The following is a 20,575-nucleotide window of genomic DNA, read 5'->3' on the forward strand; positions in this document are numbered from 1 at the left end:
CCCAAATGATCCTAAGACCATTATCTAGGAATATCTCAGAGCGTCCAAGTTATAAACATTCTGAATGCAGGTTTTTTTGTGAATTTATAGGCTAAATGAAAGAGCCTAAATATAGTATACGAGGAGTTCGAATATGAAAATTTACCGTAAGTTATTGCTATTTATAATTTTACTAATCATGACAGCGGGCTGCACTGCGCCCAATTCGGAGACAGAACATAGTACTGATTTAGATATTTATACATCCATTTACCCCATTCAGTATGCAGTTGAGCGGATCGGCGGGGAAGCTGTTGACGCGGAATCTGTTTATCCGCCAGGTGTTGATGCGCACTCGTATGAACCGTCATCCAAAGAAATGACCGCCATTGCAGAAGGTGATACATTTATTTACCTTGGAGCGGGCATGGAAGCATTCGCGGAAACAGCTGCTGAGGCACTTGAAACCCAGGATGTGGCGTTAATCGAGTTAGGCGCAGATGAGGAGTTGTTTCACCAAGAAGCAAGCGATGAGGACACACACGATCATGCAGGTCACCACCATGACCACAATCCGCACATTTGGCTTGATCCCAAGCGAATGATTGATATGGCGGGCACCATTAAAGGAAAACTCATTGAAATGAACCCGGCGAACAAAGAGCAATATGCCGACAACTTTAATGCTTTGAAAGACGATTTGCTGGAACTTGATCAACAATTCCGGGAAACACTGGAACCTAAAAAAAATAAAAAAATCGTCGTTTCTCATGCTGCGTACGGCTATTGGGAAGAACGTTACGGGATTGAACAAATTGCCATCAAGGGGTTGTCGTCAAATGATGAACCTTCACAAAAAGAATTGACAGCAATCATTGATCAGGCAAAAATCGATCATTTGGATTATATTCTATTTGAACAAAACAGTTCTGATAGCGTTTCTGAAATCATTCAGGAGCAAATCGGTGCCGAAAGCCTGCACATTCATAATCTTTCTGTTTTGACAGAAACTGATATCGAAAACGGCGAAGATTATCTGTCATTAATGAAGCACAACCTTAACGTACTTGATCAGGCAACTGAGTAGGAGGCATGCAACAATGGATCATCCGGTTGTATCAATGGAAAACATTTATTATGCATATGAGCGAAACCCTGTCCTGAACGATGTCATTTTCGAAATCCCGCGGGGTGCCTTCATGGGCATAGTCGGGCCTAACGGTGGGGGCAAGACAACCCTAATAAAACTGATTCTGGGACTGTTAAAACCTGATAATGGTGAAATCCGTCTTTTCGGACAGCCTATCGGAAAGTTCAAGGACTGGAGCAAAATCGGATTCGTTTCCCAAAAAGCTAACACATTCAATAAAGGCTTTCCTGCCACCGTCTTTGAAGTTGTCTCAATGGGACTGACCGCCAAAATCGGTTATTTCAAATTTTTTACCTCAAACCATAAAAAGAAAGTGCTTGAAACAATCGATCAAGTTGGCATGGGTGCATATGCGTATAAAAATATCGGCAGTCTGTCAGGCGGCCAGCAACAACGCGTCTTTATTGCACGCGCACTTGTCAGTGATCCGGAACTTTTGATTCTCGATGAGCCAACCGTTGGCGTTGACCAGGAAAACGTGCAAAAGTTTTACAATCTGCTGCATCAGTTAAATAAAAAGTACAAGATCACGCTTTTACTGATCACACATGACACCGCGGCAATGACTATACACGCCACAGGTATCGTTGGCTTGAATAAAGAAATTTATTTTCAGGGGACCCCTGATGAATACAATGCATTGACAAATGATAAATTATCACAGTTATACGGCCATCCCGTCCATATCGCGACACACGGCCATTCATGATGGAGGAAAGATTATGCTGGCAGATTTTTTGGAATATAACTTTTTACGTCACACGTTCTTAACGGGGATATTAATCGGGGTCATCGCACCGCTTCTAGGCACGTTCATTGTTGTCCGGCGTCTTTCTCTGATTGCTGACGCTCTATCACATGTCACGCTTGCCGGGATTGCGTTCGGACTTTTCATGGACAAGAAACTTGCTCTGGGAATTGCACCACTCTATAGTGGAATGGGGTTTTCAGTCCTCGGATCCATCTTCATTGAAAAATTGCGCGGTGTTTATAAAGCTTATCAGGAGATCGCCATTCCAATTATATTATCCGGCGGTGTCGGCCTGAGCGTTATTTTCATTGCACTGGCGGATGGCTTTAATACCGAACTGTTCAATTATTTGTTTGGTTCTGTCTCCGCCGTCAGTCAGACAGATTTCTATTCCATTTTAGGAATCTCCATCGTTATTATCCTGGTTATCCGGCTTTTTTATAAAGAACTCGTAACCTTGTCTTTCGATGAAGAACACGCGGTGGTATCCGGCATTCACGCTAAACGGATTCATTTACTGTTTATTGTCCTGACAGCACTTGTTATTGCTGCATCCATCCGTGTTGTCGGTGTTCTGCTTGTGTCCGCGTTAATGACGTTGCCGGTCGCTGCAAGCATGCGGATAGCCCGAGGATTTAAACAAATGATCCTATTTTCCATTGTTTTTGGAGAAGTGGCTGTTATCATAGGATTAATAAGTGGTTACTATTTCAGCATACCGCCCGGCGGAACTATTGTCGTCGTGTCCATTGCCATCCTGTTGGTGACGCTCGGAATGGAACGATTTTCATTTAGGAGGAAAGTCCATGGAACTGACTGAAGCCATTCAAGAAATAAAAAAACAAGGGTACAAAACGACCACCAAACGAAAAGACATGCTGCGCTTTTTTGCCAGTGCTGACGGCTACCGGACAGCAAAAGACCTGATCCAGTATCTGGAACCCGCATATAAAGGTATCAGTTTTGACACGGTATACCGCAATCTGTACTTATTTGATGAGGTTGGCGTGCTGGAGACGACTGAATTAAATGGGGAAAAACATTTCCGTATTAGCTGTACACACCAGCACCACCATCACTTTATCTGCAAAGAATGCGGCAAAACCAAAGAAATCGAGGTCTGCCCGATGGATGAAGTACAGCAGGCTCTCAGCAATTATGCCATTGAAGGACACAAATTCGAAATATACGGCATATGCCCTATATGCCAGGAAGCATAGAAAAAAGGCTCCCCTGCTCGGAAGCCTTTTTTCTATGCCATTTGAATATTTGCCGGTAATTAGCCAAAGATTTCCTCCAGCACTTTCGATTCTTCATGATCCAACAGATTCTTCTGGATCAGTTGCGTAACTGGCTTGTTCAATTCCTTCTCGAGTTCCGATGCATCTTCCGGATCACCGATAACATAGATATTCTCCCATTCGTCATCTTTCGCTTTTTTATCCAATTGGGATGCAATGCTTTTATACCACCGCTGCTTGTTCGCTTCATAACGGGCCTTGAATTTATCCTGCTGCAGACTCTTACCACCGGACCCCATCGAAGCCTGAGCCTGATGCGGTCCGGAAAATTGACGCCACTGATCTGTGTCGGGGTCAAACTCATAGTGTTTCGTTTCCAGAACTTCATTCAAATAGGCATCAATTACTTTCATCTCATTTTTCTGCACAAGAATAATACCTGACTTTGGATATACTTCGTGAAGTTCTTTCAATTGTTCAAGCCGTGGTACATCCTCCCAGAAAAATTCCGTTTTCACCGGCATTTGAAACCGGTCCGCAAACCATACATCTTCTTCAGCCGTTGCAAACAGTATAATGCCTTTCTTAAAGTGCTGCTCATTGCCGCGAACAAACTTCTCCACTTTTTGTTTAACCAATTGAAAATTTTTCAATTCCTCTTTATTACCGTCTTCTTCCAAATAGCTCTCAAAGTTACGTAGACCATTTTTCAGATGTATTTTCCATTCGCCGCCCTGCTGTTCGGAATCAGAAGGATCTGTGTTCAAATACATGGTCAAAATTTTATTGTCACTATCTTTTTTAACCTTTTCCAGCTGTTTAATCTGTTGACGCAAATTCATCGGACATTGGCACTCCCTTTATAATTATTACGAGTTCTAAAGAGTGTTTATCCGCATATCACATCGGCTAAACATCTATCAGGTGATCAGCTTCAGACCAACGGCTGCTGCAATAATCATACCGATGAACAAAATACGGCGCCAATTCGTTGATTCACCATAAAAAATCATGCCGGCGATGGCACTGCCCGCCGTGCCGATACCGGTCCAAATTGCATAAGCTGTACCCATAGGCAGCTCTCCCATAGCCAATGTCAAAAATAGAAAACTGAATAAAAAGCCGCTAATCAGCCATGTAAATGAAAAGATGCTTTTTTGTTGATTCACTTTATTAATACCCATCACACCAAAAACTTCGCCTATACCAGCAATGACTAAATAAACCCAGCTCATGACTCCTGTTCACCTGCCTGTTCATCGGTAACAAGTTTCAGTCCAATGACTCCGCCTAACAGCAATAAAATGAGAAGAATTTTACTCAAACGGAACGGTTCACCAAATAAAACAATTTCCAATACAACGGTACCTGTTGCGCCAATTCCCGCAAAAACCGCATATGCAGTACCCGCTGGAAGTTTTTGGGAAGCAACGATCAATAAATGCATGCTTAGATAAATAGCGATTGCTGTCAATATCCAGGTCGTGACACTGTTAGCATGCTTCAGTCCAACGACCCAGCCAATTTCAAATAGGCCTGCTAAAAACAAAATATTCCAGCTCTTATTCATACTTGTCACCTCAATATCCCGGTTTCCCAAATTAAATAAAAAAACCCGGAAAGATATCTATCATTCAGATATCCTCCCGGGCTTTTGTCCCGCCGTGTACACGATAACGTGCGTCTTCTCTCGGACCAGACCAGCATCTGCTGCGGAACCCTAGAAAACTTTTGGTTAAACATAGTATATAGGAATATTTTGTTTCAGTCAATTGTTTGAACTTTACCAAAAAAGCCTATCATTTATTAATCTGAACCTTCCTGACCATTCGTCCCTCAACTGCCAGCACTTTAAATGTCAGGTTGTTCCGCACGATGACGCTTCCCTCTTCAGGAAATGCATTAAATTCCTTCAGCAAATAACCGGCCAGAACATCCTCTTCTTCCGGAATGTCTGTATTAAAAATCGAATTAAGCTGATGGAGCGTGATTTTTCCGTCACAGATAAGTTCATTTTCTGTCAGCTTTTCAACAATTGTCTCGCCTTCAACATCCATCTCATCTTCAATTTCCAGACCGATCATGGCTTCAATGGCATCTTCATGTGTCAGGATGCCTTCCGTTCCGCCATACTCGTCCAGTACAATCGCCATATGTTTCTTCTCTTTTGTCATTTTCCGGAAGACCCATTCAATCTGCTGAAATTCAAACACAATCAGTGGATCCGAATAACTGAATGCCTTGAGCGGTTTTTCGGGATCCATTGACCAGGAAATTAAATATTTGGAGTGAAAGACTGCCACGATATCGTCTATATCCTTATCATATACCGGGTATCTCGTAAACGGATTTTGAATCGCAACATCTCGTATTTCGGCAAAAGAAGCATTGGATGGCAGTGCTGTAATATCAACTCGCGGCGTTTTCAGAACATCCTTGACATCCAGGTTGTAAAAGTCCAGCACACCCTTGATACGATTGGATTCGGCCTCATTAAAAGTTCCTTCCGAATCCGCTATATCCACCATACTGCGTAATTCCTCTTTAGATATCGATTCATTATCGGTCTCTCTACCCTTCGCCAGCGCACTGGTAATACTGTCTGTCAGCCAATTAAGCACAATTGTGACCGGCTTAAATAGAACAACGAAAAAACGGATGACCGGCGAGATAACAGTTGAAATACGATTCGGAAAAGCAGCCGCCACTGATTTTGGAATGACTTCGGAAAAGATAATCATCACGGTAGTTAAAATGGCTGAAGCAAACCCGATATTGAAACCATACTGTATCGCGAGTGATGTTACCAGCGTCGGGAGTACAATATTTGCGATATTATTTCCAATTAAAATGGTCGTAATAAACTCACTCGGCTTCGAAACCAGATCCAAGAGTTTTTCCGCCTTTTTATCATGGTTGTCAGCTCTTGTCTGCAGTTTCATTTTATTGGTGGCTGTCAATGCCGTTTCACTCCCGGAAAAGAAAAATGAAACAAACAATAATAGGATGATGGCAATAATCACAAACAATTGTCTCCTTTCCAGTGCGCCCTTACAAGCATTCACATGGATAATTTGGATAAGCCGCGCATATCTTTTTATAAGCGAAATTATTCAGGACAAGTTACATGGTGCGTGATACGGTTGGTTCAAAAAATAACAGCGATAATCATTGGCAGTGTCTTGATAGCCATTGGCATAAACTATTTTATTATTCCCAATCACCTTGTTGATGGCGGTGTCATCGGATTGGGATTGATTGCGAAATATACGGCGGGTATGAAACCGGGCTTAACCATTATTGTGCTGAGCCTGCCACTATACATTTATGCCTGGTTCCATTTCCGTTCTTATTTTTATAATGGCGTCCATGGTTTATTAGCGTCGGCATTCTTTATTGATTATTTTCACCCTTTGATGACTTTACATACCCCGCCGATACTGATTAGTTCCATTACGGCAGGATTATTGCTTGGGGCCGGCATAGGGATCATGCTGCTGACACAGGTAAGTACCGGGGGGGTTGACCTGCTGGCATTAATGCTTACTAAGGTTATTTCCCTTAATGTGGGACTTATTATTTTGATCATTGACAGCATCGTGGTCTTATTCGGCTGGCTTATTATTCAGGAAACGACCCTTATTTATTCCGGTTTGATGGTTGGTATGATCGGGCTGACGACATTTACCATTACCAAAACCTTCTCCAGTTAAACCTACTATTAGGGGCTGGGGTATGCGAACTGACACAAAAAAAGACCCACCCAAAAGGCGGATCTCTTTCTCACTATTGAACCCGGCGCACATGGCCGCTGAAATGACTGCTCCAGTATGAACTGTTCATGTCAGCAACACTAACGCCTTTGCTGGTTTGGGCCCCAAGAAATTTGCCGCCACCAAGGTATATACCAACATGTCCGTTTGATCCATTGCTATCAAAGAACACAAGGTCTCCGGGCTGAGCATTGCTGTATGAAACACTCGAACCGGTTCCCGCCAATGCTGACGTGCTGGACGGAATAGATACACCAGCCTGTCCATATGCCCATGATACAAATCCGGAACAGTCAAAACCGCCAGGACCTTTTCCTCCCCATACATATGGTGTTCCAGTCTGTGTGAATCCTGCATCAATGGCAGAATTATAGCTACCGTTTCCAGTACTGGTTTCCTTACTCAGCGTTTCCAAGTCCCCATCATCAGATGAGGATGACCCGGATGCACCGTCATTTGCACCGCCGGAAGAATCAGCATCGGAATCGTTATTGTTGCGCTGTTCGAGTTCCTGTTCGATGGAAGCCAGGCTGCTATCTTTATCTTCCAGTTCAGCTTTCATGTCTTTTAAATCCTGTTTTTTTGCTTCCAAATCTTCTTTATCTGCTTCATTTTGTTCTTTCTGATCTGTGATCGTTTGCTTCATACCTTCCAGTTCTGTTTTCATATCCTGAAGTCCGGACAATTTTTCCTGTTTAGCATCTTTTTTCTCCTGCATTTCAGCCTTGTCGTCTTCCTGCTGCTTCATTAGTTTTTTATCAGACTCAGCGATTTTGGAAACGGCCGATACACGACTGATCATGTCGCCAAAATTTTTGGAGCCGAAAACCACTTCCAGATAATTGATGTTACCGCCATTCTTTTGCAGGGACACAATCCGGTCCTTTAATATCTCTTTTCGTTCTTCGATTTTTTCCTCAAGTGAAGCGACTTCATTATCGATTTCTTCTACTTCTTCTTCCGTATGCGTTATTTCCTGTTTGGTATCATCCATTTTTCGCTCGTTTTTACCAAGCGCTTCATCTACGGATTCGATTTTTTCATTTAATTCTTCCAGCTCGATCATAACATCTGCAATTTTGGACTCTGCGTCTGATAGATTTTCCTGAACAGCTGACCGCTCGTCCTGCACATCCTGCAATTCTTCGGCATTTACCGAATCGCTCATAAATGCAGTACCCAGCAACAGCGCACCTGTCGTAACCACTGTTCCAATTGCTTTTTTCACTTTCTTTTCCCCCCGCTTATACAGCTGCAAACATCTAATCTATGTATAGTCTGATAAAAATGATTCGCTTGCAGCAGTCTATTGATCTATTAAATATGTAATAGTTTTAGGCAATTCGAATTATATCAAGAAAAAATGACATGCGTATTATGACAAGATTACAATTTTATTTCAAATACAAAAAACTGCAATACACATTGCAAATGCCTTCAAACCGGGGTTTTTTCTGGAAAATGGAAAAGTTATATAGATGACGCGTCACTGTCAAATCTCCCCCTATCCTGTCAGAATACCGTGGAGGCAGCACTTTGTATGTCAAACTGTCTCGATTCTTATGTTTCAATTATGTTACATAAAAATATAAACATAATCGTTTTTCAACAGAAAAGACCCGTCTGTCTGTGTTAAAAGACGGATCTTTAATCAAATAACCCCCATTCTATCTCATAAATTGCTCTGTTTCTGTCGATCCCTTTAAGGCGCCGGTCGATGATGTCCCCCCTGAAATAACCTGTGCAACGTCATCAAAATAGCCTGTTCCGACTTCCCGCTGATGGCGTGTGGCACTATATCCGCGGGTCTCACTCGCGAATTCCGCCTGCTGTAATTCCGAATAGGCTGCCATCCCTGATTCCTTATATTTTCGTGCCAAATCAAACATACTATGGTTTAACGCATGGAAACCGGCCAATGTGACAAACTGAAATTTATAGCCCATTTGACCCAATTCTCGCTGAAAATTCGCCATTTCCTGTTCTGTAAGTTTCCGTTTCCAGTTAAATGACGGCGAGCAGTTATACGCCAGCAATTTATCCGGGTATTTCGCATGAATGGCATCGGCAAATTGCCGGGCTTCCTGCAAGTCCGGTTCTGACGTCTCACACCAGATCATATCAGCATATGGCGCGTACGCAAGACCACGGGAAATGGCCTGATCAATGCCGGCTTTCGTTCTGAAAAATCCTTCTATTGTGCGTTCATTTGTGATAAACGGCTCGTCATATGGATCCAGGTCGCTCGTCATCATATCGGCAGCGTTTGCATCAGTGCGGGCAATGATGAGTGTTGGTGTTCCCATCACATCCGCAGCCAGCCGTGCCGAAACCAGATTTCGTACGGCCGTTTGTGTCGGCAGTAAAACTTTACCGCCTAGATGGCCACATTTCTTTTCAGACGACAACTGATCCTCAAAATGGACAGCCGAGGCCCCCGCTTCGATCATGGCCTTCATTAATTCAAATACATTCAGCTGACCGCCAAATCCCGCTTCAGCATCCGCAACAATCGGTGCAAACCAGTCAATGGAATCATCCCCTTCCGCATGATAGATTTGGTCTGCTCGCTGTAACGCCTGATTGATACGTTTGACAACGTTCGGAACACTATCGGCTGGATACAGACTTTGATCTGGATACATTTGGCCTGCCAGATTATTATCGGCAGCCACTTGCCAGCCGCTCAAATAAATCGCTTGCAGGCCAGCCTTTACCTGCTGCATTGCCTGATTGCCTGTCAATGCTCCCAGTGCGTTCACATATTCCGCGTGGTTGATGCGTTCCCAAAGTTTCTCAGCGCCTTTTTGGGCAAGCGTATGTTCAATATCAATTGATCCCCTCAGCCGGTCCACATCCTCCGCTGTATACGGACGTTCAACCCCGGCCCATCGCCAATTATTTTCCCATTCATGTCTAATTCTTTCGATTCGTTTTTGTCGTTCCATCAGTTTTTCCTCCTTTGATAAAACTCAGGTCTTTCACCGTTAACCATCTCAGTGCCTTCCGTTCAGACATTACTTTTTCGCCATATTGTTATATTACAACTTAATATTTATTTTATTGTTATATAACAATACAAGCAAAAAAATTACTCCTCCCATTTTGATAAACAATAATCACATTCCAGTGTATAGCTCTGTTTATCAACCTGTGATCCACATTCCGGACATGTTGGAACCGTCACGATAGCCCCTCCCCTCTTTTATATAACAGTATTATTATTATTCAATTGTTATAATACAGTTTATTCTTAAAAATAGAAAAATGCAACCCCTTTTTTACTTTTTGTTAAAAAAAGTTGCAAACAAGCGATTTTATTGGAACAATAGAAATCTGAAGTAAGTCTAGTGGGGATGAATTTGATGAGGTATTTTAAATTGGCAGGAAGCCGCGTTGTCAAAACCGGTGTCGCCATCTTCATAACAGCATGGATTTGTGTACTATTAGACTGGCCGCCTGTTTTTGCCGTTATTACAGCCATTGTGACAATTGAGCCCACGGCGTCAGATTCCATCAAGAAAGGGATCGTGCGTTTGCCGGCTTCGGCGATCGGATCGGCATATGCGGTCCTTTTCATATCATTATTCGGCAACTCACCGCTCACTTACACGCTCGCAGCAGTCTTTACGATTGCCACATGTTTCCGATTAAAACTGCAAGCCGGACTGCTTGTTGCCACGTTAACCTCAGTTGCGATGGTTGAAGTGATCCACAGCAATGTGCTCATGTCGTTTTTTATTCGGCTTGGAACAACCACTATTGGACTGGTTGTCTCAACGGTTGTCAATTTGTTTATGATGCCGCCGGATTATACAAAGGATATTGCCAAAAAGCTGGAAACGATCGCGTACAGAACGGGAATCGCTACTGAAAAAGTCTTCCATGATATTCTCGATGACCAGCACCAGGTGATTGTTGTTGAACAGGAGCTGACAGATCAACTGGATAAAATGATTCAACAGGCTGAACGGTTGATCCGGTTTCAAAAAGAAGAGTCCAAATACCATCCGCTTGTCGGAAGTGAACGGACACAATTTGAGCAAGACCAGAATCAGCTTATCCAGTTGCGATTAATCCATTATCATCTCGGTAATCTGGTCTATACATCATTAGCTTCAACCGATTGGCTCCCAAAAGAACGAACAGCTATCATGAATGCTGTAATAGACATGGCACAATCCCTTAAACACCCTGATACTTTCAACCGGGCGAAACATCATGAACAGCATGTGCAGTTGATTGATATATTTTGGGACGATACCGAAGCCATAACCACAGCTAAAAAACAGCATCCCGCCTATTTGCCGCCGGAGTTGAAAGTCTTATATGAACTTCTGGCTATTTCTAATCTGGTTGAACGGTATTATGGAGGGGTGAAGTGATAGTTACAGCACAAAATGAGGTGTGAGGGGTACCATGTTAATAAAAAAGAACTCTCTGCCGAAATAAAGACCTTTCAGCTGGCTGTACAGCTGCAATTGGGGCACCATAACTCAGATTAACGGAAGTGGCTTGTACTTTCGATAGCTCCTGACAATCATACGCCCGAACGCATCTCAAAATTGGTGTAAACAGTAGAAAGAGAGTATCTCAGTGCCCAATCGTGCTTCATTTTCAACTGTAACGTCAGAGAGAGCGCTTCTATCTGCCCATACACCCTTCATTTTCAACTGTAACGTCAGAGAGAACGCTTCTATGTGACCAAACGGGCTTCATTTTACTTTTTTTCAAACACACACTATTAACCGCTGTGGTGAAACAAATTTCTTAACAGCAAAAATGACCATCAAATGGATGGTCATTTTAAATGCGGTTTTTATTAAATAACAGCAACCTGTCAAATTACAACATAGCTTTTTCCATACATAATTATACCAGGTTATGCTTAAAAGCATAGATAACAGCCTGTGTCCGGTCCTGCACTTCCAGCTTTCCCAGAATGTTGCTGATGTGCACTTTGACCGTTTTTAAGGCGATGTATAGTTCGTTGGCTATTTCCTGATTTGACTTCCCTTGGGTGACAAGCAGCAGGATCTCCATTTCACGATTGGTCAGATGATCGTGCAGATGATCAGCAGGTTTTTCCCGCATCCTGTTCATAATCTTTCCCGTTACTTCAGGTTCCAGAATCGATTCGCCCTCGTATGTCTTCCTGATGGCTTTCGCAATTTCACTCGCCTTTGATGTTTTCAGCATATAGCTGACAGCACCTGCTTCAAGGGCCGGATAAACTTTTTCATCATCCAGAAAACTCGTCACAACAATGATTTTCGCTTCCGGCCATTCGGCAATAATCCGCTTGGTCGCTTCAATTCCGTCCATTTCGTCCATGACAAGATCCATCAGGATAATATCAGGTTTCAATTCCAGAGAAAGCCGGACAGCCTCTCCGCCATCGCCTGCCTCGGCGGCTACATTGATGTCAGGCTGTGCAGACAAGTATGCTGACACCCCTATTCTAACCATTTCATGATCATCAGCAAACAATACATTAATCATCATTCTCACCCTCTTTTCCTAAGGCGGGCACTTTCACCTCAAGCCGTGTGCCTTCATCAGGCAGACTGACGACTTTAAACGTACCGCCGATTTCAGAAGCCCGCTCACGCATATTTTGCATGCCATATGAGCTGGTCCGGACATTCTCGGTATCAAACCCGCTGCCGTTATCAACAATCCGCATAATGATGGTTTCATCCCGTTTGATCAACAATACCTCAAGGGTTGACGCTTTCGCGTGGCGGAACGTATTTGACACAGACTCCTGCAATATCCTGAAGAGCTGATCCTCTACGCCCTTGTCAATCGAAAATTCCTCAAGCTTTGTTTCAATTTCCAACGGGACCTTTTGGGTCAGTTCAGCCAAAAGTTCTCTCGCGCCTTCCTGTAATGATTTTTCTTTTAAAGCGACCGGCCTTAAATGAAGCAGCAATGCCCGCATTTCAAGCTGTGACTGGTGAATCATTTTTTCGACCATCGTTAACTGCTTGTTCAGTTCCACATTTTCCGGCGGATTGGCTTCGTTAATGGCTGACATCATCATGGAGGCGGCAAATAACTGCTGGCTGACAGAATCGTGCAGTTCCCGCGCCAACCGGTTTCTCTCCTGCACCACAATCTCCTGCAGACTTTTTTCACGGTCTTCTGTTCTCTCTTTGGCCAGCCGCTGTGCATTTTCAGTCTGAGTGCGGATCTTCTCCTGGATTTGTTCCATATGCTGGCGGATCCTTTTCAGTTCCTTATAGGGTTCGTCATCCTCGGATAACTTTTGGCCTTTTGCCATTTCATCCAGATGCCTTGAGACACGCTGAAGCCGCTGCCGCCAATACCCGCCGGTCGTTATGCCGATAATCGCACCTGCCACGGTCGGTACACTGAAAACGAGTACCAAAAATGGCACATCATATATCGTTTTACGCCAAATGAGCGACCAGTCATCAGGCGGAAATGCTGCAAATGTTATCCCAATCATGACCAGCGTTATGAGTAAACTGAATAATATCGCGGTGAAAACATGCCGTAAAATGGGAATCATATCCGCTTCACCTCGATATCTCCGGAAAGCAGTGATGTCACAATTTTCACCCGGGGGAGTGTTGTGTCATAGTTTTCCGTCTGATATAAAAGCGACTGATTCATCAGCTTCCTGTGGTGTTTGCCTAAAATATGAGCCCTTCCAAAAATCGAACTGTGATGAACACTGATCTCAACTTCGTATGGCACATAAATGATAATATTGCCAACTACGTGCCGGATCGATATCACCGACGTGTCGTTTGGCAGAACGGTGTTGCTCAAATCGATGATACGGTCACCAAACACCCCGTGAATATTGATATCCCGCCACTGGTAAGACGTATCAGCCGTGTGCTGATCACCGAATATTTTATGATCGAACAACGGTTTTACATGAATAACCTCATCCGCGTTCACGACGTCCCGGGTAAGTTCGGGGTGTATATGTTCAGCTTCCTGTTTTGATTTTGAATAGTTAATCAGAAAGATAACAATGGCAGCTAAAATTAAAAAACGAACGGCCAGCATATTCAGGATGGCAAATATGAGTCCGACAACCCCAAGCCAGAAAAGAATTTTACCCCATAACTGTGTGAAATTTTTCCACCCTACATATACAAAAGCTGTTGAAAATAGTGCCGAGACGATTGCCCCGCCATGGAAAAAGGCAATTTCTATCACAAAGAGAATCACGCCAATAATCAGTATCCAGTTGAACGTATCTGTCGACAAACGCTGAAACATGGTGCGATTCCCCTTTTCCTACTTGTCACATATGTAACTGACAGTAACCAGCCATAGAACAGTGGCTAACTGTCGCGAAACTTTTCACTATATGTATTAGAGACGCAGAACCACTGCGTCCTTATAGCCTAAAGTATACCATGATTTGCTGCATGACTGTATACCTGTACGGATTAATTTGCCTTTTCCTGCATCTCTTTTTCAAGCCGGTCAATTTTACTGTCGAAGGTGCTTCGATAATAGGAGCTGTTCACTTTGTGCTCCAGCCCTTCGATGTATTGTTCCAGTTCGGAAAAACGGGAGAAGAGCTTACCCGACGTTTCGTCAATGACCTGACCGATTTGATGACTGGCATTGGCGACATTCTCACGCCCCATTAATTCCATCCGGCGCAAATGCATATCTTTCAGTTTATGCTTCATTTCCTCAAATTTCTGTTCCAATGTTTCCAGCTGCTGAACGGCATCTTCGCGTGAAGTTTTCATCCGTTCGGCACGCATTTGATACGCTTCATGCTCTTGTACGGCAAATGCATGCATCTCTTCTTCGCCTGCTTTTTCCGCAATCCCTGCCTGTTTCATCCGTTTGTCCGCCATGTCTTGTGCCTTGTGATATTCCCTTGTAAATTCATCCCTAAGCTTATACTGACGTTCCAATAGCTTACGTACCTTCTCTTTTTCTTGCTCACTCTGACGCAAATATTGATTTAAAGAAGCAAGCGGATTTTTTTGTTCCTTTTCATCCAACATATTGTGAAGATCTGCTGATATAGTATCTTTCATACGCGTCCATAAGTTTGTCATAATTAAATCGCTCCTTTGCAATTATTGATGAATATCGGCCCACTGCCGTTCAAAATTGTTGAATGGATCATCATCTTTTGGAGTGTGCCCGTCATTGATATCATCGTTTTTCCAACTTTTATAAATTAAGTAGAGGGCGTACGCCGCCGCAACACCGATGATCGCATAAATGTTGGATATGCCGATACTTAACACCAGCAGCCCCAGGGCAATCCAGCCAACTTTTCCCACTGTGGAGTTACTTTTGAGAAACTGCTTAAAGATAACGTACAGCAGCCAAATACTGACACCGAGTAAAATCATCGGCCCGAGATTTACCAGGAAAATGAACAATGCAAGCATCCCGCCGGCGAACACTAAGAATTTTTTCATGAACCTCGCCTCCTTTCTTATATTCATCATACCGGGTAAACCAGTTCACGGTAACGATCCTGGGCCATATTTTCATATAGGTCGCAGGGCGTATATACTACAAGGCTTTTTTCTTCCTGACATCTGACTTCTAAAAAATATCTCCGTTTAACGAGAAACTAAACTCAAGATTCAATTCTGATTTCAGAAGCAAATGCTTCAAGTGTGTATTGAGAATCCCTCTCGATGCTGTTTTAAGGGAAAAATGATTCAAAACTGCTTCGAGAATCCCTCTCGATGCTGTTTTAAGGGAAAAATGATCCAAAACTGCTTCGAGAAACGCTCTCGATGCTGTTTTATAGAAAAAATGATTCAAAACCGCTTCGAGAAACGCTCTCGATGCCGTTTTATAGAAAAAATGATTCAAAACTGCTTCGAGAAACGCTCTCGATGCCGTTTTATAGAAAAAATGATTCAAAACCGCTTCGAGAATCACTCCCGACGCCGTTTTATAGAAAAAATGATTCAAAACCGCTTCGAGAATCACTCCCGACGCCGTTTTATAGAAAAAATGATTCAAAACCGCTTCGAGAATCACTCTCGATGCTGCTTTAAAGAAAAATGATAAGCAAAGAAAAAGTCCTTCATCGAATCGTGAAGGACTTTTTTTGGGATATACCTTTTCTGCCTCAAAATAAAGAATCGCTGATATGTCAGTGGCAGCAAGATTTTCTGTACTACCTTTCACTCAGTTGCCAACAGCACCTCGCGAGCCAATAGTTCATATGACTTCTTCCTGGCTTCATAACTATGGGTGATGGTAACGATCATCCATTCATGCACATTATACTCAGCCTGCAGCTGTTCAAGCTGCTCCCTCACTTCACGCGGATTACCGACGATAAGATTCTGCTTTATATCCGCGATTTTTTCTTTTTCTTCATCTGAATAAGCATAATTTTTTGCCTCTGTTACTGTCGGCACCTTACCGTCTCCCTCCCCTTTATCCCGAAGAATGGTCGACAATTGCGTGCTCAATGCAAGATCCCGCGCTTCTTCGGACGTTTCCGCACAGATCACGGAAACAGTCACAATCTTTTCAGGCGTCTTATCGGGATGGCGTTCAGCGAATGCGTCGTTGTATGTTTTAATAATGGATGACCCGTCACCACCACTCATGAATTTACCAAATGTATAGGGCAATCCATTTTCAGCGGCGGCCTTCGCACTTTTCTCACTCGTCCCAAGCATCCAGGGCTGTGGCAATCTGTCAGGTACCGGTGTCGGCCTGATTTTGCCATACATGTCATCTGATGCAAAATCATTCCGAAAGAACCGCAGCAACTCATCAAGCTTTTCAGGCATTTGGCGGACGTTTTCCAAAAAATTGCCTGACAGGGCCATTGATGCTTCTGCCGATCCGCCTGGTGCACGTCCAATCCCCAGATCGACCCGGCCAGGGTATAATGTTGCCAAAAGATTATACGTTTCCGCTACCCTGAATGGTTTATAATGCGGCAAAAGTACTGCCCCAGCGCCTATCCGGATCCGCTCTGTCCGTGACCCGATAATGCCAAGCATGACATCCGGATTCGGACAAGCGAGACCCGCAAAATCATGGTGTTCAGCAATCCAATACCGTGTATAACCAAGTTCATCACCTAGCTTTGCTAGATCGACCGATGCCTTCAGCGCTTCCTGAGGTGTGCTGTCCCTTGAAATGGGCGATTGATCCAGTATACTGAGTTTCATGCAACCATACCTCTTTCCTAGTTTGTTTCTTGATCTGTTCCGAGCTGATCTACTAATTTTTCCGCAGCCCTCCGGTAGTAATTGCTCATATTGGTAAACACTGCGATCAGCATTAATTGTTCCAGGTAGTTTTCATCTTTATCCCCGAGTTCCCGAATCGTTTTGGTCACCTGCTTATGATGATCTTGAATGTCCGTTTCAAACTTTTCCGCATTACGTGCGGTCATTTGAAGATAATATCCATAAAAATCCTGTAAATCGAACGCATTCTCATCCGTCACTTTTTCATTTAACTGATTTAATGTCGTCTTGACGTCATTGATGGATATAGCGCCCTTCATCTGATAAATCATACTAATAAGGATCAGATGTTCCTTAGAATACTTTTTGTTATTTACCGGAAAAAATAATTTACCTTTTGCATAATTATTGATCATGGTTTTGGTCAGAATTTTTTCATCTTCATTGCGTTTTGTATCGCCAAAATGCCGTTCAAATAATTGGATGACCTGATCCATATACAGATTCAAATCCGGCATGTCCTCAAGTGACAAATGACTGTCCAAATGCAGTGTTTCAGACAACGTTTCCATATTTTCCATCATAAAAACTCCAATAGAGGTTGTTCAAAAAATCCGGTAAAAATGACACATCGTTAGAGGACCTTCTGCTAAAACCGCCCGCGTCAGTCGCCAACTGCAGAAGGCACCACATCCTGTGGAAGCCCGCGCTCGAACTGCGCCGCCTCGAACTTCGACGCACAGGACGTGATAATATCAGCGTTGGCGATTGGCGTCGCGAATTTAGCCGATGACGGTCCTTTTTATCCTCCTTTTTGAACACGCACCCATAGTATTTTACGATTATTATACTGAAAAAATTGATTTGAGTAAATGATTGACTACGCTGCATAATATGCGTATTATGATAATATAGTTTTAAAAACTACTTAAGAAGGTGTTGAGTTTTATGGGGTTAGCAATTCGTGAACCAGTCAACGGGCTGACACATTTATTTGGAGCTATTCTGTCGCTCGCCGGATTGGTTGCATTAATCATCAAAGCGTCCATTACGGCGGGGTCTGCCCTGGCCGTTACAGCTGTGGTCATATTTGGCGTCAGTATGATTTTATTATATAGCGCATCAGCTACATATCACATGGTCAACGCAAAAGATCATATCATTGCATTCTTGCGAAGGATTGACCACTCCATGATCTTTGTGCTGATCGCCGGTACTTATACACCGCTCTGTCTGATCAGCCTTGGCGGCGTCACCGGTTGGGTGCTATTTACAGTTGTTAACGGGCTGGCATTGGCCGGTGTCCTATTTAAACTAATCTGGTTTCATGCGCCAAGATGGCTGTCAACAGCACTCTATGTTGCCATGGGATGGATGATCATTTTCTTCACTTCGACACTTCTGCCAATCATCGGTGGTGACGGGATGCTCATGCTCTTGATTGGTGGGGCATTTTATACCGTTGGTGCATTTATTTACTGGCTGAAGCCAAAATTCCTGTCGTTTAAACATATGGGCTTCCATGAGATTTTTCATATATTCATTATGTTCGGCAGTCTGTTTCATTTTATTTGTATTTATGGTTATGTGCTGTGAAAGTTTTTTACCGCTTCACTTAGGTCTTTATCGTGACGATGAAGACCTCTTGATTCGTTTTTCAGGCTCCTTCAGGTCTTCATAGCACCGAATAGTAAAAAAACAAGCACGCAGTTTCCTGATAAAAACTGCACGCTTGTTTTTCACTAGCCGACCATATCTGAAAGCACGTATTGATAAAGCAATTTTTCCGTATTTTCCAGTGATGTTTCATGTGTCCGTTCGTATGCGTGGGATGAATCGATGCCCGGTCCGATCAGGCCATGCACAATATCATGGCCGGCACGAATGGCCGCTGATGCATCCGAACCATAATACGGATAAATATCCAGTTTATAGCCGATGTCGTTTTTCTTCGCCAATTCGGTCAAATTTTGCCGCAGCCCGTAATGATATGGGCCACTCGCATCTTTCGCGCAGATGGACACCGTATACTCATCGGTCGACTGACCATCCCCCATCGCGCCCATATCGACAGCCAAATATTCAACCGTTTCCGGGGTAATGTTGGAGTTGCCGCCGTAGCCGATTTCTTCATTGTTGGAAATGAGGAAATGAGTTGTATACGGAAGCTGCTTATTCTCCTCTTTGAGCCGTTTAATCAGCTGAAGCAAAATGCCGACGCTTGCTTTGTCATCCAAATGCCGTGATTTGATAAAGCCATTGTCGGTCAGCTGAACACGCGGATCAAAGGAGACAAAATCGCCAACTTCAATACCCAGTTCACGGATGTCCTCAGCATTTTCAACTTTGGCATCAATCCGGACTTCCATGTTGTCCTGATTACGCTTGGCGTCACCGGCATCTTTATACACATGAACCGATGTCTGGTGCATCAAAATTGTTCCGGTTAAAACTTTTCCGGCTGCCGTGTGGATCTTACAGTACTCGCCTTCGATTGCGTTGTATTTGAAGCCACCGATCAAGTCGATCCGGAGCCGGCCGTTGCTTTTCACTTCCTTGACCATCGCGCCAAGCGTATCCACATGCGCAGTCAGCATCCGGTGTTTTTGGTCACTTTCCCCCGGCAATATTGCAATCAGGCCGCCTTTATTGTTGCGTTTTGTTTCGATCTGCAATTCGCTGAGCTTCTTTTCGACAAATTGAATCACGTTTTCCGTGTATCCGGACGGGCTCGGAATCGAAACAATCTCTTTAATCAGTTCTTTTGTTTCATTGATATTTGGGTATGCAGTCATTATTTTGACTCCTCTCCTCTAAGCTTTATTGCATTCGGTTATTCATCCGATCGATCCAATCATACAATAGCTGATAATACTGTGAAAGCCTTCCATAAATCTCTATTGCCAGCTCTTCATGATATGTATGCACAGTCAAATTCCGGTCATCTGCCATTTGTAAACCAAGTATGGTCTCGTCTCCAGAAAAAACACCAACTTCCCGGAACGATCGTAATACCCCTTTAGGTGAACCAATATCAAGGCCTTCAATATCGAACAGAAATTGTTTGCCGGCTTTCCAACAAGCTTCAAAACTGAACTCAAACCGTTGAATAGCTGCATCACGTTCGATTGCAGTAGGCTCTTCATTGACAACCACCTCTTGAAAAGCCGTTAATGTCCGGTTCGCGGTTTGGAGTCGTTCCCGCAGCCTTTCCATAAAACCCCTTCTTCCTTCACTTTTTTCACCAAATCAGGACTGGCCCGATCTAAATTGACCAGATCCACCTGATATGGTAACGTTGATTCCTCAATTTTTTCACGGAGCTCAACCATTTTTTTAATAGGAATTTCCACGTTCGATTGTAATGCAATATCAATATCAGACGTTCTTTTTTCTTCATATCTGGCCCACGACCCAAACAGGTAAACATTCACAGGCACATCATGAAGCGACTGCAGAACGATATTTTTCAGTTGCATTAACGTCCTCTC

The 20,575-nt window shown here is 43.4% G+C and carries 24 protein-coding genes and 1 riboswitch; of the genes, 7 read left to right on the forward strand and 17 right to left on the reverse strand.

The annotated features are described in order from the left end of the window. Positions 1–133 precede the first annotated feature (133 nt). From E4U82_RS15585 to E4U82_RS15600, 4 genes are read left to right on the forward strand one after another with little or no spacing between them, the layout of a single operon-like run. Positions 134–1,066 carry a metal ABC transporter solute-binding protein, Zn/Mn family gene (locus tag E4U82_RS15585; protein ID WP_135111107.1) on the forward strand — a complete coding sequence of 311 codons (933 nt, stop codon included), beginning with the start codon at positions 134–136 and terminating at the stop codon, positions 1,064–1,066. Positions 1,067–1,079: 13 nt separating this feature from the next. After that, positions 1,080–1,838, forward strand: coding sequence for a metal ABC transporter ATP-binding protein (locus E4U82_RS15590; RefSeq protein WP_135111108.1), 759 nt, complete (start codon positions 1,080–1,082; stop codon positions 1,836–1,838). Between the two features lie 13 nt (positions 1,839–1,851). Beyond that, a complete protein-coding gene (locus E4U82_RS15595; RefSeq protein ID WP_135111109.1) occupies positions 1,852–2,700 on the forward strand; it encodes a metal ABC transporter permease in 849 nt (282 codons plus the stop codon). Then, positions 2,687–3,100, forward strand: a complete 414-nt coding sequence (locus tag E4U82_RS15600; protein WP_135111110.1) for a Fur family transcriptional regulator — start codon at positions 2,687–2,689, stop codon at positions 3,098–3,100. Before E4U82_RS15595 ends, E4U82_RS15600 begins: the two co-directional genes overlap by 14 nt. A gap of 59 nt (positions 3,101–3,159) precedes the next feature. Here the strand turns inward: E4U82_RS15600 and E4U82_RS15605 are convergent, their stop codons facing one another. The 4 genes from E4U82_RS15605 to E4U82_RS15620 form a co-directional block, all read right to left on the reverse strand. Then, on the reverse strand, positions 3,160–3,963 hold the full coding sequence (locus tag E4U82_RS15605) for a VLRF1 family aeRF1-type release factor (RefSeq protein WP_135111111.1): 804 nt from the start codon (positions 3,961–3,963) through the stop codon (positions 3,160–3,162). A 78-nt stretch (positions 3,964–4,041) separates the two neighbouring features. Beyond that, a complete protein-coding gene (locus E4U82_RS15610) occupies positions 4,042–4,356 on the reverse strand; it encodes a DMT family transporter (protein WP_135111112.1) in 315 nt (104 codons plus the stop codon). Continuing rightward, a complete protein-coding gene (locus E4U82_RS15615; RefSeq protein ID WP_135111113.1) occupies positions 4,353–4,691 on the reverse strand; it encodes a DMT family transporter in 339 nt (112 codons plus the stop codon). The genes E4U82_RS15610 and E4U82_RS15615 overlap by 4 nt, the downstream gene beginning before the upstream one ends. A 71-nt stretch (positions 4,692–4,762) precedes the next feature. Then, a riboswitch (guanidine-I (ykkC/yxkD leader) is annotated at positions 4,763–4,856 on the reverse strand. 64 nt (positions 4,857–4,920) lie between these two features. Then, entirely contained in the window at positions 4,921–6,144 is a 1,224-nt protein-coding gene (locus E4U82_RS15620) for a hemolysin family protein (RefSeq protein ID WP_135111114.1), read from the reverse strand. 120 nt (positions 6,145–6,264) lie between these two features. On the opposite strand from E4U82_RS15620, the gene E4U82_RS15625 reads away from it, so the two are divergent. After that, complete coding sequence (locus tag E4U82_RS15625) at positions 6,265–6,834, forward strand: YitT family protein (protein WP_425339533.1); 570 nt, start codon at positions 6,265–6,267, stop codon at positions 6,832–6,834. A 73-nt stretch (positions 6,835–6,907) separates the two neighbouring features. Here the strand turns inward: E4U82_RS15625 and E4U82_RS15630 are convergent, their stop codons facing one another. Together E4U82_RS15630 and aceA are read right to left on the reverse strand one after the other, a co-directional pair. Further along, positions 6,908–8,122, reverse strand: a complete 1,215-nt coding sequence (locus E4U82_RS15630) for a C40 family peptidase (protein WP_135111116.1) — start codon at positions 8,120–8,122, stop codon at positions 6,908–6,910. Positions 8,123–8,561: 439 nt separating this feature from the next. Beyond that, a complete protein-coding gene (gene aceA, locus E4U82_RS15635) occupies positions 8,562–9,842 on the reverse strand; it encodes an isocitrate lyase (RefSeq protein WP_135111117.1) in 1,281 nt (426 codons plus the stop codon). A 417-nt stretch (positions 9,843–10,259) separates the two neighbouring features. On the opposite strand from aceA, the gene E4U82_RS15640 reads away from it, so the two are divergent. Further along, on the forward strand, positions 10,260–11,279 hold the full coding sequence (locus E4U82_RS15640) for an aromatic acid exporter family protein (protein WP_135111118.1): 1,020 nt from the start codon (positions 10,260–10,262) through the stop codon (positions 11,277–11,279). A gap of 487 nt (positions 11,280–11,766) precedes the next feature. Here the strand turns inward: E4U82_RS15640 and E4U82_RS15645 are convergent, their stop codons facing one another. The 8 genes from E4U82_RS15645 to E4U82_RS15680 all read right to left on the reverse strand — a co-directional run bounded on the left by E4U82_RS15645 (position 11,767) and on the right by E4U82_RS15680 (position 17,665). After that, positions 11,767–12,396: a response regulator transcription factor gene (locus E4U82_RS15645; protein ID WP_135111140.1), complete on the reverse strand. Its 630-nt coding sequence runs from the start codon at positions 12,394–12,396 to the stop codon at positions 11,767–11,769. Then, positions 12,389–13,432: a sensor histidine kinase gene (locus tag E4U82_RS15650; RefSeq protein ID WP_135111119.1), complete on the reverse strand. Its 1,044-nt coding sequence runs from the start codon at positions 13,430–13,432 to the stop codon at positions 12,389–12,391. The genes E4U82_RS15645 and E4U82_RS15650 overlap by 8 nt, the downstream gene beginning before the upstream one ends. Then, entirely contained in the window at positions 13,429–14,157 is a 729-nt protein-coding gene (liaF, locus tag E4U82_RS15655; RefSeq protein WP_135111120.1) for a cell wall-active antibiotics response protein LiaF, read from the reverse strand. The genes E4U82_RS15650 and liaF overlap by 4 nt, the downstream gene beginning before the upstream one ends. A 173-nt stretch (positions 14,158–14,330) precedes the next feature. Next, entirely contained in the window at positions 14,331–14,960 is a 630-nt protein-coding gene (locus E4U82_RS15660) for a PspA/IM30 family protein (protein WP_135111121.1), read from the reverse strand. Positions 14,961–14,981: 21 nt separating this feature from the next. Further along, on the reverse strand, positions 14,982–15,332 hold the full coding sequence (locus E4U82_RS15665) for a lmo0954 family membrane protein (protein ID WP_135111122.1): 351 nt from the start codon (positions 15,330–15,332) through the stop codon (positions 14,982–14,984). 130 nt (positions 15,333–15,462) lie between these two features. Then, positions 15,463–16,059 carry a hypothetical protein gene (locus E4U82_RS15670; RefSeq protein ID WP_135111123.1) on the reverse strand — a complete coding sequence of 199 codons (597 nt, stop codon included), beginning with the start codon at positions 16,057–16,059 and terminating at the stop codon, positions 15,463–15,465. After that, positions 16,056–17,063, reverse strand: coding sequence for an LLM class flavin-dependent oxidoreductase (locus E4U82_RS15675; protein WP_135111124.1), 1,008 nt, complete (start codon positions 17,061–17,063; stop codon positions 16,056–16,058). Before E4U82_RS15675 ends, E4U82_RS15670 begins: the two co-directional genes overlap by 4 nt. 17 nt (positions 17,064–17,080) lie before the next feature. After that, a complete protein-coding gene (locus E4U82_RS15680) occupies positions 17,081–17,665 on the reverse strand; it encodes a DUF1836 domain-containing protein (protein ID WP_135111125.1) in 585 nt (194 codons plus the stop codon). A gap of 367 nt (positions 17,666–18,032) precedes the next feature. On the opposite strand from E4U82_RS15680, the gene trhA reads away from it, so the two are divergent. Beyond that, positions 18,033–18,680 carry a PAQR family membrane homeostasis protein TrhA gene (gene trhA, locus E4U82_RS15685; protein ID WP_135111126.1) on the forward strand — a complete coding sequence of 216 codons (648 nt, stop codon included), beginning with the start codon at positions 18,033–18,035 and terminating at the stop codon, positions 18,678–18,680. Between the two features lie 146 nt (positions 18,681–18,826). On the opposite strand, the gene E4U82_RS15690 is transcribed toward trhA, so the two are convergent. The 3 genes from E4U82_RS15690 to E4U82_RS15700 are packed head-to-tail and all read right to left on the reverse strand — an operon-like array spanning position 18,827 to position 20,563. Continuing rightward, positions 18,827–19,879, reverse strand: coding sequence for a M42 family metallopeptidase (locus E4U82_RS15690; protein ID WP_135111127.1), 1,053 nt, complete (start codon positions 19,877–19,879; stop codon positions 18,827–18,829). A gap of 25 nt (positions 19,880–19,904) precedes the next feature. Then, positions 19,905–20,300: an HI0074 family nucleotidyltransferase substrate-binding subunit gene (locus E4U82_RS15695; RefSeq protein ID WP_135111128.1), complete on the reverse strand. Its 396-nt coding sequence runs from the start codon at positions 20,298–20,300 to the stop codon at positions 19,905–19,907. After that, a complete protein-coding gene (locus E4U82_RS15700) occupies positions 20,255–20,563 on the reverse strand; it encodes a nucleotidyltransferase family protein (RefSeq protein ID WP_167751448.1) in 309 nt (102 codons plus the stop codon). Before E4U82_RS15700 ends, E4U82_RS15695 begins: the two co-directional genes overlap by 46 nt. Between the last annotated feature and the right edge of the window lie 12 nt (positions 20,564–20,575).

Origin of the sequence: Lentibacillus salicampi (genome assembly GCF_004565465.1) — a bacterium.
In the GTDB taxonomy this organism is placed as follows: Bacteria; Bacillota; Bacilli; order Bacillales; family Amphibacillaceae; genus Lentibacillus; species Lentibacillus salicampi.

Bases quoted from the DNA above. Each gene is read 5' to 3' on its own strand.
- E4U82_RS15585 (WP_135111107.1), top strand. From the start codon at position 134: ATGAAAATTTACCGTAAGTTATTGCTATTTATAATTTTACTAATCATG.
- E4U82_RS15590 (WP_135111108.1), top strand. From the start codon at position 1,080: ATGGATCATCCGGTTGTATCAATGGAAAACATTTATTATGCATATGAG.
- E4U82_RS15595 (WP_135111109.1), top strand. From the start codon at position 1,852: ATGCTGGCAGATTTTTTGGAATATAACTTTTTACGTCACACGTTCTTA.
- E4U82_RS15600 (WP_135111110.1), top strand. From the start codon at position 2,687: ATGGAACTGACTGAAGCCATTCAAGAAATAAAAAAACAAGGGTACAAA.
- E4U82_RS15605 (WP_135111111.1), bottom strand. From the start codon at position 3,963: ATGAATTTGCGTCAACAGATTAAACAGCTGGAAAAGGTTAAAAAAGAT.
- E4U82_RS15610 (WP_135111112.1), bottom strand. From the start codon at position 4,356: ATGAGCTGGGTTTATTTAGTCATTGCTGGTATAGGCGAAGTTTTTGGT.
- E4U82_RS15615 (WP_135111113.1), bottom strand. From the start codon at position 4,691: ATGAATAAGAGCTGGAATATTTTGTTTTTAGCAGGCCTATTTGAAATT.
- aceA (WP_135111117.1), bottom strand. From the start codon at position 9,842: ATGGAACGACAAAAACGAATCGAAAGAATTAGACATGAATGGGAAAAT.
- E4U82_RS15640 (WP_135111118.1), top strand. From the start codon at position 10,260: ATGAGGTATTTTAAATTGGCAGGAAGCCGCGTTGTCAAAACCGGTGTC.
- E4U82_RS15645 (WP_135111140.1), bottom strand. From the start codon at position 12,396: ATGATTAATGTATTGTTTGCTGATGATCATGAAATGGTTAGAATAGGG.
- E4U82_RS15650 (WP_135111119.1), bottom strand. From the start codon at position 13,432: ATGATTCCCATTTTACGGCATGTTTTCACCGCGATATTATTCAGTTTA.
- liaF (WP_135111120.1), bottom strand. From the start codon at position 14,157: ATGTTTCAGCGTTTGTCGACAGATACGTTCAACTGGATACTGATTATT.
- E4U82_RS15660 (WP_135111121.1), bottom strand. From the start codon at position 14,960: ATGACAAACTTATGGACGCGTATGAAAGATACTATATCAGCAGATCTT.
- E4U82_RS15665 (WP_135111122.1), bottom strand. From the start codon at position 15,332: ATGAAAAAATTCTTAGTGTTCGCCGGCGGGATGCTTGCATTGTTCATT.
- E4U82_RS15675 (WP_135111124.1), bottom strand. From the start codon at position 17,063: ATGAAACTCAGTATACTGGATCAATCGCCCATTTCAAGGGACAGCACA.
- E4U82_RS15680 (WP_135111125.1), bottom strand. From the start codon at position 17,665: ATGGAAAATATGGAAACGTTGTCTGAAACACTGCATTTGGACAGTCAT.
- trhA (WP_135111126.1), top strand. From the start codon at position 18,033: ATGGGGTTAGCAATTCGTGAACCAGTCAACGGGCTGACACATTTATTT.
- E4U82_RS15690 (WP_135111127.1), bottom strand. From the start codon at position 19,879: ATGACTGCATACCCAAATATCAATGAAACAAAAGAACTGATTAAAGAG.
- E4U82_RS15695 (WP_135111128.1), bottom strand. From the start codon at position 20,300: ATGGAAAGGCTGCGGGAACGACTCCAAACCGCGAACCGGACATTAACG.
- E4U82_RS15700 (WP_167751448.1), bottom strand. From the start codon at position 20,563: ATGCAACTGAAAAATATCGTTCTGCAGTCGCTTCATGATGTGCCTGTG.